We start from the raw sequence: 13,827 nt of genomic DNA on the forward strand, positions 1-13,827 counted from the left end.
CATGGCACCGATCGGACGGCAGAATCTTCACATGGGGGAGAACGCCTGGCGTCGGACCGATGCATGGATCTTCGTCTCGTTGGTGATCGCCAGCGGCGCGGGGCGGCACCGGCGGTCTCCGACCACCCGCCGCCCCGAGGGCGTACGCCTGGCCGACGTGCTCTCCACGGCCGACCATCTCGACCAGAGCATCCCCGAACGGCACGACATCGAAGAGGCGATCCGGCGGCTGCTCGGCGCCGGCCTGGTCGACGTCGCCGACGGTTGGTTCCGGCTCACCCCGGCCGGTGAGCGGCTCTGGCGCTCCCGACCCACCGCCGGGCTGGCCACCACTGTCGACACCGTGCAGAGCGTGCTCGACCGCCGGCACGCGCCGGGCACCGCCGAATGGCACCTGGACGAGGCCGAGCACGCCGCCGCCGTGCAGGAATACCTGGTGCGGACCATCCCGATGCCCCGGCAGTCCCCCGAAGGGCACTCCGGGCGTGGCTGACCACGCGGGGCGTCAGCGGACGGGGTGACCTGCCGTCCGCAGGGCGTCCTTGACCTCGCCGACGGTCAGCTCACCGAAGTGGAAGACGCTGGCGGCCAGCACCGCGTCGGCGCCGGCGCCGATCGCCGGCGGGAAGTGCGCCACCTCGCCCGCGCCGCCGCTGGCCACCACGGGCACGTCGACCACCCGGCGTACCGTGCCGATCAGTTCGAGGTCGAAACCGGCCTTGGTGCCGTCGGCGTCCATGGAGTTGAGCAGGATCTCACCGGCGCCCAACTCCGCGACCCGCTGCGCCCACTGCACGGCGTCCAGCCCGGTGCCGCGCCGGCCGCCGTGCGTGGTGACCTCGAAACCGCTGGGGGTGGTGCCGGCCGGGGCCCGGCGGACGTCCAGCGAGAGCACCAGCACCTGCCGACCGAACCGGTCGGCGATCTCGGCGATCAACTCGGGCCGGGCGATGGCCGCGGTGTTCACCCCGACCTTGTCGGCGCCGGCGCGCAGCAGGGTGTCCACGTCCGCGACCGCCCGCACACCACCGCCCACGGTCAACGGGATGAAGACCGACTCGGCGGTACGCCGCACCACGTCCAGCATGGTGCCCCGGTCGCTGGACGAGGCGGTCACGTCGAGGAAGGTCAACTCGTCCGCGCCGGCCCGGTCGTAGGCGGCCGCCAACTCGACCGGGTCACCGGCGTCACGCAGATCGAGGAAGTTGACGCCCTTGACCACCCGACCCGCGTCCACGTCGAGACAGGGGATCACCCGTACCGCCACCGTCATGACCAGATCCTCACTGCTCGGCGAGGGCCTGGAGGGCCTCGGCGACGGTGAAGGCGCCGGCGTAGAGCGCCTTCCCGGCGATCACGCCCTCGACGCCGATCGGTTCCAGGGTGGCCAGCGCACGCAGGTCGTCCAGCGTCGAGACACCGCCGGAGGCGATCACCGGCGCGTCGGTGCGGGCGCACACCTCCCGCAGCAGGTCCAGGTTCGGCCCGCGCATGGTGCCGTCCTTGGTGATGTCGGTGACCACGTACCGGGCGGCACCGGCCTTGTCGAGCCGCTCCAGCACCTCGTACAGGTCGCCGCCGTCGCGGGTCCAGCCCCGGGCCGCGAGGGTACGTCCCCGCACGTCCAGGCCGATCGCGACCCGGTCGCCGTACTCGCCGCAGATCCGGTCACACCACTGCGGGTCCTCCAGGGCGGCGGTGCCGATGTTCACCCGGGTCGCGCCGGTGGCCAGGGCGGCACGTAGGGAGGCGTCGTCGCGGATGCCACCGGACAACTCCACCTGCACGTCGAGACGACGCACCACCTCGGCGAGCAGGCCGGCGTTGGAACCCCGGCCGAACGCCGCGTCCAGGTCGACCAGGTGAATCCACTCGGCCCCGTCCCGCTGCCACGCCAGGGCGGCCTCCAGCGGGTCGCCGTAGGTGGTCTCGCTGCCGGCAGCGCCCTGCACGAGCCGGACGGCCTGGCCGTCGGCGACGTCCACGGCGGGCAACAGAGTGAGGCTCACGTGTCTTTGTCCTTCCAGATCAGGAACGGCGGTCCAGGGCGACCACCACGATCACCGGCAGTACGAGCAGCAACAGCACGATCAACACGACGCGCAGCGCCAGGTCGGGCACGAGCACCCAGATCAGCGCGATCGCCGCCAGGGTCAACGCCACGATGGTGGCCCGTTCGCGGCGCGAATACCTCAACAGACGTCCCGTCCGACCCCGTCGTACGGTCGGCACCATCCGCCGGATCAGCGCCCGGCGTCGGGCCCGGCGGGCCAGCGCCCGTTCCCGGGCCACCCGTCGGCGCGCCGCCTCCGCCTCCCGGGCCGCACGGCGACGGGCTCGCTCCTTGCTCACCGCGACCTCCGCGACACCCGGCCGTCGGACCCGACCGGCCGGCCGTTCCGTTCAGCCATCGGTGGGTACGGTGTCCAGCCAGTTGCGCAGCAACGTGGCACCGGTGTCGGCGGACTTCTCCGGGTGGAACTGGGCTGCCGACAGGGGCCCCCGCTCCACCGCGGCGACGAAGTCGGCGTCGTGGTGGGCGGTGGTGACCCGGGCACCGGCCGCGACGAGCGCGGTGGAGTCGCAGACGGCGTACGAGTGCACGAAGTAGAACCGGCTGTCGGCCGGCAACCCGGCGAACAGCACCGAGCCGACCGGCGGCGCGACGGTGTTCCAGCCCATGTGCGGCAGCCGGGCGGCGGGCAACCGCGTCACGTTGCCCGGCAGCAGACCCAGCCCCTTGGTGATCACGCCGTGTTCGTCGCCGGAGTCGAAGAGGATCTGCATGCCCACGCAGATGCCCAGCACCGGACGGCCGGCGGCGACCCGCCCGGCGATCACCGGGCCGGCGCCGAGTGCCTCGATGCCGGCCATGCAGGCGGCGAAGGCACCGACGCCGGGCACCACCAGACCGTCGGCGTCGGCCGCGGCGACCAGGTCGTCGGTGACCGTGACGTCGGCACCGGCGGCGGCCAGGGCCCGCTCGGCGGAACGCAGGTTGCCCGAGCCGTAGTCGAGCACCACCACCCGGGGCCGGGGGGTGTCGCGGTCCGTCACGATCCCTCCCCGGGCAGCAGCCACAGCACCCCGGCCACGGTGGCCAGCACCGCCAGCAGGGCGGTGACCACGACGGCCCCGCGCGGGGCGCCCTGCCGGTGCAGGGACCAGGTCCCACCCACCAACACCCCGGCGAAGATCAACAGCAGGGTCGGCAGGATCGAGCTCATCGCCGCCACCCCCGCCCGTACCGCCCGGCGGCCATCACAGGGCACCCTTCGTGCTGGGGATGACCCCGGCCGAGCGCGGGTCGATCGCGGTGGCCTCCCGCAGGGCCCGGGACACCGCCTTGAACTGCGCCTCCACCACGTGGTGGGCGTCCGGGTGACCCCCCGGACGGGCCGCCCGCAGCACGTCCACGTGCAGGGTGATCCGGGCCGCCTGACCGAAGGACTCCCAGATGTGCCGGGTCATGCTGGTCGGGTAGACCGGCCCGATGTACGGGGTCAGCAGCGGCTCGTCGTGCACCACGTACGGCCGACCGGACAGGTCGACGGCGGCCCGGACCAGCACCTCGTCCATGGGGACGGTGGCCGAGCCGTACCGGCGGATGCCGGCCTTGTCCCCCAGCGCCTGATCGAACGCGGCGCCGAGCGCCAACGCGGTGTCCTCCATCGTGTGGTGCGCGTCGATCTCCAGGTCACCCACGGTCTGGACGGTCAGGTCGAAGCCGCCGTGCCGGGCGATCTGGTTCAGCATGTGGTCGTAGAAGCCGACCCCGGTGCTGATCTCCGCCGCTCCGGTGCCGTCCAGGTCGATCTCGACCAGGACCTTGGTCTCCTTGGTGATCCGCTCCACCCGGGCGGTCCGGCTCATCATGTGCCTTTCGGTCGCGGCTGCGGGGCTGACAGGCCCGCGCGCTGGATCTGATCGATGGCTGCCAGGAAGGCGTCGGTCTCGGCGGGTGTGCCCGCGGTCACCCGCAGCCAGCCGGGCAGGCCGACGTCGCGGACCAGCACACCATGATCGAGCATCGCCTGCCAGGCCAGGGTCTGGTCACCGTCGACGGCGTACAGCACGAAGTTGGCGTCGCTGTCGGCCACCCGCAGGCCACGGCGACGCAGCTCGGTGACGATCCGGTCGCGCTGCTGCATGATCGCGGCGACCGTGCCGAGCAGGGCGTCGCGGTGGGCCAGGGCGGCCCGGGCGGCGGCCTGGGTGAGCGCGGAGAGGTGGTACGGCAGGCGAACCAGCTGCACCGCGTCCACCACCGCCGGATCGGCCGCCAGGTAGCCCAGCCGGCCACCGGCGAACCCGAACGCCTTGCTCATCGTGCGGGTGACCACCAGCCGGGGGTGACCGGGCAGCACCGCCAGCGCGCTGACCGTCCCCGGGCGGGCGAACTCCGCGTACGCCTCGTCGACCACCACCATTCCGGGTGCGACGTCCAGCACGGCGGAGATCACCGCCGGGTCGAGCGCGGTGCCGGTGGGGTTGTTCGGCGAGCAGAGGAAGACCACGTCGGGGCGGTGTTCGCGGACCTGGGCCACCGCCTCGTCGACGCTCAGACCGAAGTCGACGCCCCGGTGGGCCGGCACCCAGCGGGTGCCGGTGCCCAGCGCCAGCAACGGATGCATCGAGTACGCCGGGACGAACCCCAGGGCGGTACGCCCCGGACCGCCGAAGGCCTGGAGCAGCTGCTGCTGGATCTCGTTGGAGCCGTTGGCCGCCCACACCCCCTCGGCGGTGAGCCCGTGACCGAGGTAGGCGGCCAGGTCGGCGCGCAGCGCCAGCGCGTCCCGGTCCGGATAGCGGTTGAGGTCCCGCAACTCGGCCGCGACCGCCTTGCCGATCGCCTCGACCACCTCGTCGGGCACCGGGTACGAGTTCTCGTTGGTGTTCAGCCGCACCGGCACGTCCAGTTGCGGAGCACCGTACGGCGACCGGCCGCGCAGGTCGTCGCGGATCGGCAGATCCTCCAGCCGGGTCATGACATCTCCGGGAAGCGGAGGCTGACCGCCTGGCCGTGCGCCGGCAGATCCTCGACGGTGGCCAGGGTGACCACGTGCGGTGCGACCTCCCGCAGCGCCGCCTCGGTGTATTCCACCAGGTGGATGCCGCGCAGGAAGGACTGCACCGACAGCCCGGACGAGTGCCGGGCACAACCGCCGGTGGGCAGCACGTGGTTGGAGCCGGCGCAGTAGTCACCCAGCGACACCGGCGAGTACGCGCCCACGAAGATCGCCCCGGCGTTGCGTACCCGCATCGCCCACTCCCGCGCGTCGACCGTCTGGATCTCCAGGTGCTCCGCCGCGTACGCGTCGACCACCCGCAGCCCGGCCGCCAGGTCGTCGACCAGCACGATGCCGCTCTGCGGTCCACGCAGCGCGGTGTCGACCCGCTCGGTGTGCTTGGTGGCCGACACCTGCCGGACCAGTTCCCGGTCCACCGCGTCGGCCAGCGCCACCGACGGCGTGACCAGCACGCTGGCCGCCAGCGGGTCGTGCTCGGCCTGGCTGATCAGGTCGGCGGCGACGTGCACCGGGTCGGCGCTGTCGTCGGCCAGGATCGCGATCTCGGTGGGGCCCGCCTCGGCGTCGATGCCCACCACGCCGCGCAGCAGCCGCTTGGCCGCGGTGACCCAGATGTTGCCCGGTCCGGTGATCATGTCGACGGGGGCGCAGTGCGCGCTGCCGGCGGCGTCGACCGCACAGCCGTACGCCAGCATGGCCACCGCCTGGGCGCCGCCGACGGCGTAGACCTCGTCGACACCGAGCAGGGCGCAGGCGGCCAGCACCCGCGCATCGGGCAGCCCGTCGTTGTCCTTCTGCGGCGGGCTCGCCACCACCAGCGACCGGACCCCGGCCGCCTGGGCGGGCACCACGTTCATCACCACGGTCGAGGGGTACATGGCCAGGCCACCGGGGACGTAGAGGCCGACCCGGTCGACCGGAACCCAGCGTTCGGTGACGGTGCCGCCCGGCACCACCGTGGTGGTGTGATCGGTACGACGCTGGTCGGCGTGCACCTTGCGGACCCGGGCGATCGCCTCCAGCAGCGCGGCCCGTACCTGCGGGTCGAGCGTGCTCTCCGCCGCCGCGATGGCCTCGACGGGCACCCGCAGCACCTCCGGCGCCACCCCGTCGAACCGCTCGCTGGCCTCGCGGACCGCCGAGTAACCATGCTCCCGGACCGCCGTCACGAGCGGACGGATCTGCTCGACGGCCACGGAGACGTCGAGCTGGGCACGAGGCAGCAGGTCACGCGGGTCGGGCACGCCGCCGCGCAGGTCGATGCGGTTCAACACCCCTGCGAGTCTAGGCGGCCCCGTGCGGGAGCGACCCGCGCCGCCCGTAGGCCGGGACGGTGAGCCGGGACACTCGTCACGCGACCGGTGCGGCTACCCTCGATTCCGTGACCGCACGGCTGCCGGTGTTCCCGCTCGCCACGGTGCTCTTTCCCGGGCTGGTGCTGCCACTGCACATCTTCGAGGAGCGTTACCGCGCCCTGATCCGGCACCTCATGCAGCTGCCCGAGGGGGCGCCACGCGAGTTCGGGGTGGTGGCCATCCGCAGCGGCTGGGAGGTGGCACCCGCCCCCGGCCGGGTCGTCGCGGGCAACGGGGAGGTGACGCTGCACGACGTGGGCTGCACCGCCGAGCTGCGGCAGGTCACCGAGCTGGCCGACGGTGGCTTCGACATCGTCACCGTGGGGCGACGCCGGTTCCGCGTCGTTCAGCTCGACCGGCAGGCCGCGCCGTACCTGACCGCCGAGGTGAGCTGGCTGCCCGAGCCGACCGGTCCGGACGAGGCGGCCAACCTGTTGGCGGCGCGGGTGATCGCCGTCTTCCGGCAGTACCTCGGCCTGATGCGCCCCGAGGCCGGTCAGCTGACCGAACAGCTGCCGGAGGATCCCACCGTGCTCTCCCACCTGGTGGCCGCCACCGCGGCGCTGAGCGTGGCGGACCGGCAGCGGCTGCTCGCGATCGACGACACGGCGGCCCGGCTGCGCGCCGAGCTGACCCTGCTCAACCGCGAGGCGGCTCTGCTGCGCCAGGTGCGGGCGGTTCCGGTGCCGCTGGCGGAGCTGGCCACGCCCCCGCCTGGCCCGAACTGACCCCGCCCGGCCCAGCGGGTCCCGGGAACGGGCCGCCGGGTCCGGCGGGCGGGTAGCCAGCTCCCGCGCCCGGCACGGCTGGCCAGGGCGCCGCTCCGGGTACGCCCGGCGGGTAGCCGGCCGCCGGGTACAGCAGGGCCACGTCGGGCTCCGGCTCGGGGCGCAGCGAGGGCCACCGCGACCAACCGGCCAGCAGGGTGTACGTCACCGCGGCGCCGAACGCGGGCAGGAGCAGGTTGCCGTGCGGCACCGGCAACACGCCGAGGAACAGATCGATCCCACCGGCCCGCAGGTCGGCGGGCTTGGTGAAGGCGGTGCCCGCCGGCGCGGTGTCCAGCAGACGTTCGTACGTGCTCAGCCCGACCCGGCGACCGACCTGCCAGGCGACCACTGCGGCGGCCAACGCGCCGACCACCACCGCGAACAGCCCGACCGGGCCCCGGCGACGGCGCAGCACGAACCACAGGGCGAGCCCGGCGAGCACCCCGAAGGCCAGGCCAAGCAGGCTGAACCAGCCGTCAGCGGCGACCGGCTGCTCCGGTTGAGGTTGGCCGTAGACCGCGCCGTCGGCGGTCTTGATCACCGGGGTGGCCGGGGAGATCGCCGCCCACAGCAGCCCCAACGGCACACCGAGCAGGGTCAGGCAGAGTACGGCCGCCGCGCCGACCGCCAGATTCCGGCGCGGTGGGTCGACGCGGGCCTGCGGGTCGGCCGGCCAGGCAGCTGCGGGCGGTTCGACGGCGGGGATCTCCGGGCTCACCCGATGATCCTCGCAGCTTCCGACGCGAGGTGTACACGGTGTGGTCGCCTCAGCGGGCGAACGGCTCCAGCATCACCGCTGCGGCCCGCATCCACGCCTGTCGGGTCTCGCCCTGGAGCTGGTGATACTCAATCGAGGAGCCGGTCTCCAGGGCCGGGTCGTAGGGCACCACGGCCACCGCACGGGTCCGGGTGGCGAAGTGCTTCTCCAGGTCGTTCTGCAACGGCAGCCGCCCCGGCGTGGGGCAGGAGATCAGGGTGACCGCGTTGTCGGCCAGCTCACCCATGCCCTCGGAGTGCAGCAGATCGAGCATCCAGTCCGCGCTGAACGCGGCGTCCTCCCGCGGCACCGTGGTGACCACCAGCTGGTCGGCGGCGTGCATCACCGTACGCCAGTTCGGGCTCTCCACGTTGTTGCCGGTGTCCACGCAGATCACGTCGTGGGTGCGCCGGAGCAGCTCCAGTACCCGCTTGACGGTGAACTGGTCCAGTCGCTGGGCGAACCGAGGGCTCTCCTCACCGGCGAGGACGTCGTACGACCCGTCGGAGGCGTGCCGCAGGTAGTCGTCGAGGGCCTCCAGCAGGTCGTTGCCCTCCCGGATCTCGATCTGCACGAGGTCGGAGACCAGATGCCGGATGGTCCGGGCGTGGCGGGCGCTGCCGGCGCGCAGCCCGAGGGTGCCGCGCAACTCGTTGTCGTCCCAGGCCAGTACGCCGCGTCCGCGTACGCTGCCGATGGTTGCCGCGCCCAGCACGGTGGCGGTGGTCTTGTGCACGCCGCCCTTGGGGTTGGCGAAGGCGATCACCCGCGGCGTGCCCAGGTCCTTGCGCAGCACGGCGGCGGCGCGTTCCCACTCGTTCTCGGCGCTCTGCGCCCGCCACTCGATCCGCCCGGGGCGACCGGCCACCGTGGCCGACGCGACCGCCGCCGGGGGCGCTGGAGGCCCTTGCGGCGCAGCAGGGCCTGGATGCGCGGGTGGCGCGGGTGGACCGGGCAGCAGCGGCGGCGCGGGCGCCGGGGCGGGCGGCTGGTAGCCGTTGTCCAGCAGGGCGTAGCGGGAGTCGATCGGCGGGGCGGCATGCCGGTAACCGTTGTCCAGCAGGGTGTACCGGGACTCCACCGGCTCCGGCCGACGTGGCTCCGGCACCTGCGGATAGGCCGGCTGCTCCGGCTGGTATCCGGGTTGACCGCGGTACGTCTGAGGTGCCGGTCGGGCGGCGTCGAGCCGGTAGCTCGCCTCGGCGCGGTAGCCCGGTTCGGCACCGTACGCCCGATCCATCGGTGGGCCCGCGGCCGTGGCGCGGCCCGAGTAGCCGGAGCTCGACGTGCGGCGCGGTAGCGGCTCGGTCGGCGGTGGCGGCTCGTCGGCCTGCCGCTCGGTCGATGCCTGCTCAGCGCCGCGACCACCGAGGCGGGCTCGGTCGAGCAGGGCCCGCCACCGCGGTGCCGGCTCAGCGGGCCGTCCCCAACCGGTCTCGCTGCCGTCCACGGCTCGCCTCCCCAGCGCCTCGGTCTCCGTCTGACAGGCTACGAACGAAACCGTTTGGAAGCCACACCGGGACACCCACCGATGTGTCTCCGACCGTCACGGTGTCAGCTCCGCACCACCCTCCAGCTGAGCGTCCACGTCGCCGTCCTGCAGCGAGTCTGTCGAGGTGGGAGCCGCCGACGGCGCGGCGGATGTCGGGGCCAGTCGGGAAGGAACCGGCGCTGGTGACGAATCCGTCACTTCCGGCGTCTGCGGCACGCGATTCTCGGGCGCCTCCGGCGACGGCGCCGGGGACTTCGCACTGGGCGACGTGCTGGGCAGCAGATCCCGGTCGATCGGCGGACGGGCCACGTCGCGCTGCTCCGGCAGGGGCGGCGTGAACACGGTGCGTTCCAGTCGCCTGACCTCCGGCGCCGGGTCGACCACCCGCACCCCGGGACGGGCCGCCACGCCACGCAGCACCGCCGGTTCGGCCCGGACCACCACGGCGTAGACACAGGCGCAGCCCGTCCGGTAGGCGGCGGCCTCCTGCTCCGCCAGGCGCGCCCCACTGACGTACAGCTGGCGCAGCTCACGCTCCTGCGGGTCGCCGCCGACCAGCGCGGCGGCCCGGGACCGGTAGTCGGCGGCCTCGCGCGCCTTGCGGGCGGCCAGGTCCGCCATGCCGGCCGTGACGTCGTCGGGCAGCCGCTGGGCCGGGATGCGCACGATCTCGGTCTGCCGGTCCGGCAGCGGCACCCGCCCGAACACGAAGGACACCCCGACGTCTCCGACCACGGCCGCGAGCGACTGCGGGGTGACGTACTCCGAGAGCGAGACCAGGGCGTAGGTGCCCTCGGCCAGCGACGCGCTGCGCGCCAGGCCGGCGAGGTCCGCCGCGGCGGTGCGCTCGTAGCTGGGAATGGAGTCACCGTCGGCGATCCCCACCCGGGTCACCTCGCCGACCGTACGGTCGGACAACGGTGGACCGCCGGTGGCGAACACCGCGGTGAACAGCACGGCGGCGCAGGACAGCACCGCCACCCAGCTGAGCAGCGAGGCCCGGGCCGTCTTCTGGTCGAGCCGGGTCAACACGGTGGCGAGGCGGGGCAGCAGTCGCTGGTCCAGCTGCCGCAGCAGATCGCCGGCGCGCACGGGCGGGCCCCCTCGTCGTTCGGTCGGGACGGGCGGGGCGCGTCAGTCGCGGAGAATCTCCAGCGCGCGTCCCAGATCGTCAGGGTAGTCGCTGACGAAGCGGACCTCGTCCCCCGTACGGGGGTGCTCGAAACTCAACTCTCTGGCGTGCAACCACTGCCGATCCAGCTTGAGCCGGGCGGAAAGAGTCGGGTCCGCGCCGTACGTCAGGTCACCCACACAGGGGTGGCGCAGGGTGGAGAAGTGCACCCGGATCTGGTGCGTACGACCGGTTTCCAGCCGGACGTCGACCAGACTCGCCGACGGGAACGCCTCAAGGGTGTCGTAGTGGGTGATGCTCGGCTTACCGTCGGAGACCACCGCCCAGCGGTAGTCGTGGTGCGGGTGCCGGTCGATCGGGGCGTCGATGGTGCCGCGCAGCGGATCGAGGTGCCCCTGCACCACCGCGTGGTAGCGCTTCTCCACCTCGCGGTACTTGAAGGCCCGCTTGAGCGCGCTGTACGCCTGCTCGCTCTTGGCCACCACCATGATTCCGGTGGTGCCGACGTCGAGCCGGTGCACCACGCCCTGACGCTCGGCGGCGCCGCTGGTGGCGATGGTGTGACCGATCGCGGCCAGCCCGCCGATCACCGTCGGGCCGGTCCAGCCTGGACTGGGATGGGCGGCCACCCCGACCGGCTTGTCGACCACCACGATGTCGTCGTCGGCGTAGACCACCCGCAGTCCCGGTACCGCCTGGGGCACCACCACCGGCGCCGCGGCCGGCGCGGGCAGCGTCACCTCCAGCCAGGCACCCGCCCGGACCTTGTGCGAGTTGGGCCGCACCGCGCCGTCGACGAGCGCCTCACCGGCGTCGACGAGGGCGGCGGCGGCCGTGCGGGACAGCCCGAACAGTCGGGCGACCGCCTGGTCCAGCCGCATGCCGTCGAGGCCGTCGGGGACGGGCAGGCTGCGGTGGTCGCCGCCGGCGGCGAAGGTGCCCGTCATGCCCGCTCCCGCCGCTCGTCGTCCGCACTCTCCGCAGCGGGCTTGGTGCCCTTGCGGTCGTCGCCGACCAGCCGGGTGCCGTCGCGCTGACGGCCGGTGAACTCCAGGCCGATCGCCAGGATCACGCCGCAGACCAGCGCGCTGTCCGCGATGTTGAAGATCGGAAACACCCGACCGTACGGGTCGAACACGCTGATCATGTCGACCACGTGACCGACGAACCAGCCCGGCGCCCGGAAGATCCGATCGATCAGGTTGCCGGTGACGCCGCCGACCACCAGGCCGAGCGAGATCGCCCAGGGCACCGACCGCAGGGTCCGTCCCATCCAGGCGATCCAGGCCAGCACGCCGATCGCGATCAACGGGAAGATCCAGGTGTAGTCCTTGCCGAGGCTCCACGCGGCCCCGCTGTTGCGGGTCAGGGAGAGGTAGACGGCCCCGCCCAGCAGCCGTACCGGCTCACGGTCGGTCAGTTCGACCAACGCCAGGTGCTTGGTGAGCACGTCGACCACCACCGCGAACGCCGCGAGGCCGAGCAGGATCGTGACGGGTGTACGCCGCGATCTCGTGGCGGTGCCCGGCTCGGCGGTGCCGGATTCAGCGGGCGGTACTGCGCTCATCTGCTCCCCATCGACGTATCACGGCGGTGCCGTGGCACCGCCGTGCACCAGCGCCGGGGAGCCCGCCGTCAGCGTCGCTCCGCCAGCTGTTTGCAGGTCACACAGAGGGTGGCCGACGGGAAGGCGGCCAGCCGCTCCACCGGGATGGGGTTGCCGCACCGCTCGCACCAGCCGTAACCACCTTCGTCGAGGCGCTCCAGAGCCCGCTCGACCTGCGTGATCCGTTCCAAGATGCTGTTGGCGAGAGAGATCTCCTGCTCCCGTTCGAACGTCTTCGTGCCGGTGTCGGCCTGGTCGTCCCCGGCCGAGTCGGTGAGGCGCTCGCGCTGCAGCTCGGTGATCTCGCTCAGCGTCTGATCGTACTCGGCGCGCAACTCGTCATGCCGTGCTGCCAGGGCGGCACGGATCTTGTCGGTCTCCGCGGCACTGCGGGTGGACTTCATCGCGGGCTTGCGCCCAGCGGTCCTGGTGTCGGCTGGTTTGGCCATCATCACTCCCTATGCCACGGAACCGCGGACGTCCGCGGTGCCTGGACCGGGGTCACCAGCATCGGTCACCCCAGGTACAAAACGGGCGCGCGGCCCTGTGGCCGCGCACTCCGGAGGTTCGCAAGGATACGGAACGTAAAGGCGTCCGACAACGTGCCGCACCGAAACGCCCGTCCCACCCCGATTCACCCCAAACCGGAACGACCGTAACAGACCCCCACCCCCCACCCCCACCGTCCCGCAGGTTGATCAAGAAGTTTGCGTCATCCTCGGCCGGATCCGAGACGCAAACCTCTTGATCAACCTGGGGTGGGGCTTGGCGGGGTGGGGCTTGGCTGGGGTGGGTCAGGGGGTGGTGAGGAGGTGGGTCAGGTGGGCTGCGAGGGTGGGGGGAGCGGGGGTGATTTGGAATAGTTTGTCGCGGCTGGTGGCGCCGGTGCGGAGGGAGACCGTGGCGGGGCGGACGCCGAGTGCCTCGGCCAGGGCGCGGCGGGCGGCCTCGGTGGCTCGGCCGTCGACGGCGGGGGCGTTGACCGCGATGACCAGGGCTGGGCCGTGCGGGCCGTCGTACCGGCCACCCACCCGGGCACGGGACGCCCCCGGCTTCACCCGGACGGCGACAGTGAGCGTGTCGTCGGCCATCGGATCAGGTCAGCGCCGTCCGGACTGCGACAACAGAGTGGTGTCGGGCGCGCAGGTCGCGCACGGGGTGAAGCCCAACTCGACCGCCTCGGCGACCGGCAGCGGCTCGTGGTCCCGCCCGACCAGGTGCGCACACTCGTCCAGGTGATAGCGGGGCCGGCCGTCGACCACCCGGACCTCGTCGGACAGCCGGGACACCAGGACGGCCTGCTCTGGGGTGACCTCCTGCGCGGCGGGCTCGTCGTCGTACGCCTCCGCCGTGCCGGCGTTGGTCCCCGGTGCCGCCCCCGCCGGCGGGCCGGGTGGTTGCCGCCACCCGGATGCGCCGGCGTTCGTGGTCGGTGGGACATGCTGCGCCGGGATGGTGACCGATCGGCCACCGGCGGCATCCCGCTGGGTCGTGGACCGGGCGGCAGCCGCCTGGCGGGCGCCGGCGACCAGCGCCACCGCAGCCAGCAGGCTGGCGCCGATCGAGACGACCAGCAACAGGCTGGATCCGCTGGCCAGCCCGAGCACCAGGAGCGCCACCGCGACGAGGATGAGCGCGAGACTGATGACTATCACGGCTCACCCCCGTCGCGTCGTAGACGATGA

The 13,827-nt window shown here is 73.0% G+C and carries 18 protein-coding genes; 2 read left to right on the forward strand and 16 right to left on the reverse strand.

Annotation, left to right across the window (positions count from 1 at the left end):
- The first annotated feature begins 31 nt into the window (after nt 1–31).
- Complete coding sequence (locus JMF97_RS05745) at nt 32–493, forward strand: hypothetical protein (protein ID WP_203220559.1); 462 nt, start codon at nt 32–34, stop codon at nt 491–493.
- A gap of 12 nt (nt 494–505) precedes the next feature.
- Here JMF97_RS05745 and hisF read toward each other — a convergent pair whose 3' ends face one another.
- The 8 genes from hisF to hisD are packed head-to-tail and all read right to left on the reverse strand — an operon-like array spanning nt 506 to nt 6,304.
- Nucleotides 506–1,273 carry an imidazole glycerol phosphate synthase subunit HisF gene (gene hisF / locus JMF97_RS05750; RefSeq protein WP_203220560.1) on the reverse strand — a complete coding sequence of 256 codons (768 nt, stop codon included), beginning with the start codon at nt 1,271–1,273 and terminating at the stop codon, nt 506–508.
- Nucleotides 1,274–1,283: 10 nt separating this feature from the next.
- Entirely contained in the window at nt 1,284–2,009 is a 726-nt protein-coding gene (gene priA, locus JMF97_RS05755) for a bifunctional 1-(5-phosphoribosyl)-5-((5-phosphoribosylamino)methylideneamino)imidazole-4-carboxamide isomerase/phosphoribosylanthranilate isomerase PriA (RefSeq protein WP_203220561.1), read from the reverse strand.
- A gap of 19 nt (nt 2,010–2,028) precedes the next feature.
- Complete coding sequence (locus tag JMF97_RS05760; protein WP_102659150.1) at nt 2,029–2,352, reverse strand: hypothetical protein; 324 nt, start codon at nt 2,350–2,352, stop codon at nt 2,029–2,031.
- A 51-nt stretch (nt 2,353–2,403) separates the two neighbouring features.
- Nucleotides 2,404–3,057: an imidazole glycerol phosphate synthase subunit HisH gene (gene hisH / locus JMF97_RS05765; protein ID WP_203220562.1), complete on the reverse strand. Its 654-nt coding sequence runs from the start codon at nt 3,055–3,057 to the stop codon at nt 2,404–2,406.
- Nucleotides 3,054–3,227, reverse strand: coding sequence for a CG2302 family histidine operon protein (locus tag JMF97_RS05770; protein WP_013735064.1), 174 nt, complete (start codon nt 3,225–3,227; stop codon nt 3,054–3,056). The genes hisH and JMF97_RS05770 overlap by 4 nt, the downstream gene beginning before the upstream one ends.
- 34 nt (nt 3,228–3,261) lie before the next feature.
- The gene (gene hisB / locus JMF97_RS05775; protein ID WP_203220891.1) at nt 3,262–3,873 is read right to left on the reverse strand and encodes an imidazoleglycerol-phosphate dehydratase HisB; all 612 of its coding nucleotides are present in this window, start codon (nt 3,871–3,873) and stop codon (nt 3,262–3,264) included.
- Nucleotides 3,873–4,988, reverse strand: a complete 1,116-nt coding sequence (locus tag JMF97_RS05780) for a histidinol-phosphate transaminase (RefSeq protein ID WP_203220563.1) — start codon at nt 4,986–4,988, stop codon at nt 3,873–3,875. Before JMF97_RS05780 ends, hisB begins: the two co-directional genes overlap by 1 nt.
- Nucleotides 4,985–6,304 carry a histidinol dehydrogenase gene (gene hisD / locus JMF97_RS05785; protein ID WP_203220564.1) on the reverse strand — a complete coding sequence of 440 codons (1,320 nt, stop codon included), beginning with the start codon at nt 6,302–6,304 and terminating at the stop codon, nt 4,985–4,987. The genes JMF97_RS05780 and hisD overlap by 4 nt, the downstream gene beginning before the upstream one ends.
- 107 nt (nt 6,305–6,411) lie before the next feature.
- Here hisD and JMF97_RS05790 point away from each other — a divergent pair, with 107 nt between their 5' ends.
- Nucleotides 6,412–7,113 carry an LON peptidase substrate-binding domain-containing protein gene (locus JMF97_RS05790; RefSeq protein ID WP_203220565.1) on the forward strand — a complete coding sequence of 234 codons (702 nt, stop codon included), beginning with the start codon at nt 6,412–6,414 and terminating at the stop codon, nt 7,111–7,113.
- On the opposite strand, the gene JMF97_RS05795 is transcribed toward JMF97_RS05790, so the two are convergent.
- The 8 genes from JMF97_RS05795 to JMF97_RS05830 all read right to left on the reverse strand — a co-directional run bounded on the left by JMF97_RS05795 (nt 7,025) and on the right by JMF97_RS05830 (nt 13,797).
- Nucleotides 7,025–7,873, reverse strand: coding sequence for a DUF2567 domain-containing protein (locus JMF97_RS05795; protein ID WP_203220566.1), 849 nt, complete (start codon nt 7,871–7,873; stop codon nt 7,025–7,027). The two genes, JMF97_RS05790 and JMF97_RS05795, sit on opposite strands and share 89 nt — an antisense overlap.
- A 49-nt stretch (nt 7,874–7,922) precedes the next feature.
- Entirely contained in the window at nt 7,923–9,362 is a 1,440-nt protein-coding gene (locus JMF97_RS05800) for a MinD/ParA family ATP-binding protein (RefSeq protein ID WP_203220567.1), read from the reverse strand.
- A gap of 96 nt (nt 9,363–9,458) precedes the next feature.
- Nucleotides 9,459–10,496 carry a hypothetical protein gene (locus JMF97_RS05805; protein ID WP_203220568.1) on the reverse strand — a complete coding sequence of 346 codons (1,038 nt, stop codon included), beginning with the start codon at nt 10,494–10,496 and terminating at the stop codon, nt 9,459–9,461.
- A 42-nt stretch (nt 10,497–10,538) separates the two neighbouring features.
- The gene (locus tag JMF97_RS05810; protein ID WP_203220569.1) at nt 10,539–11,483 is read right to left on the reverse strand and encodes an RluA family pseudouridine synthase; all 945 of its coding nucleotides are present in this window, start codon (nt 11,481–11,483) and stop codon (nt 10,539–10,541) included.
- Nucleotides 11,480–12,103, reverse strand: coding sequence for a signal peptidase II (gene lspA, locus JMF97_RS05815; RefSeq protein WP_203220570.1), 624 nt, complete (start codon nt 12,101–12,103; stop codon nt 11,480–11,482). The genes JMF97_RS05810 and lspA overlap by 4 nt, the downstream gene beginning before the upstream one ends.
- A 68-nt stretch (nt 12,104–12,171) precedes the next feature.
- Nucleotides 12,172–12,591 (reverse strand): TraR/DksA family transcriptional regulator, encoded by a 420-nt coding sequence (locus JMF97_RS05820; protein ID WP_043725316.1) that lies wholly within the window; start codon nt 12,589–12,591, stop codon nt 12,172–12,174.
- A 345-nt stretch (nt 12,592–12,936) separates the two neighbouring features.
- The gene (locus JMF97_RS05825) at nt 12,937–13,233 is read right to left on the reverse strand and encodes a DUF167 domain-containing protein (RefSeq protein WP_203220571.1); all 297 of its coding nucleotides are present in this window, start codon (nt 13,231–13,233) and stop codon (nt 12,937–12,939) included.
- Between the two features lie 9 nt (nt 13,234–13,242).
- Complete coding sequence (locus JMF97_RS05830; protein WP_203220572.1) at nt 13,243–13,797, reverse strand: hypothetical protein; 555 nt, start codon at nt 13,795–13,797, stop codon at nt 13,243–13,245.
- Nucleotides 13,798–13,827 lie beyond the last annotated feature (30 nt).

The organism is Micromonospora fiedleri (assembly GCF_016774385.1).
In the GTDB taxonomy this organism is placed as follows: Bacteria; Actinomycetota; Actinomycetes; order Mycobacteriales; family Micromonosporaceae; genus Micromonospora; species Micromonospora gifhornensis.

What these genes read in the sequence shown, in the direction of transcription:
- JMF97_RS05745 (WP_203220559.1), top strand. Translation starts at nt 32, where the DNA reads ATGGGGGAGAACGCCTGGCGTCGGACCGATGCATGGATCTTCGTCTCG.
- hisF (WP_203220560.1), bottom strand. Translation starts at nt 1,273, where the DNA reads ATGACGGTGGCGGTACGGGTGATCCCCTGTCTCGACGTGGACGCGGGT.
- JMF97_RS05770 (WP_013735064.1), bottom strand. Translation starts at nt 3,227, where the DNA reads ATGAGCTCGATCCTGCCGACCCTGCTGTTGATCTTCGCCGGGGTGTTG.
- hisB (WP_203220891.1), bottom strand. Translation starts at nt 3,873, where the DNA reads ATGAGCCGGACCGCCCGGGTGGAGCGGATCACCAAGGAGACCAAGGTC.
- JMF97_RS05780 (WP_203220563.1), bottom strand. Translation starts at nt 4,988, where the DNA reads ATGACCCGGCTGGAGGATCTGCCGATCCGCGACGACCTGCGCGGCCGG.
- JMF97_RS05810 (WP_203220569.1), bottom strand. Translation starts at nt 11,483, where the DNA reads ATGACGGGCACCTTCGCCGCCGGCGGCGACCACCGCAGCCTGCCCGTC.
- lspA (WP_203220570.1), bottom strand. Translation starts at nt 12,103, where the DNA reads ATGAGCGCAGTACCGCCCGCTGAATCCGGCACCGCCGAGCCGGGCACC.
- JMF97_RS05820 (WP_043725316.1), bottom strand. Translation starts at nt 12,591, where the DNA reads ATGGCCAAACCAGCCGACACCAGGACCGCTGGGCGCAAGCCCGCGATG.
- JMF97_RS05825 (WP_203220571.1), bottom strand. Translation starts at nt 13,233, where the DNA reads ATGGCCGACGACACGCTCACTGTCGCCGTCCGGGTGAAGCCGGGGGCG.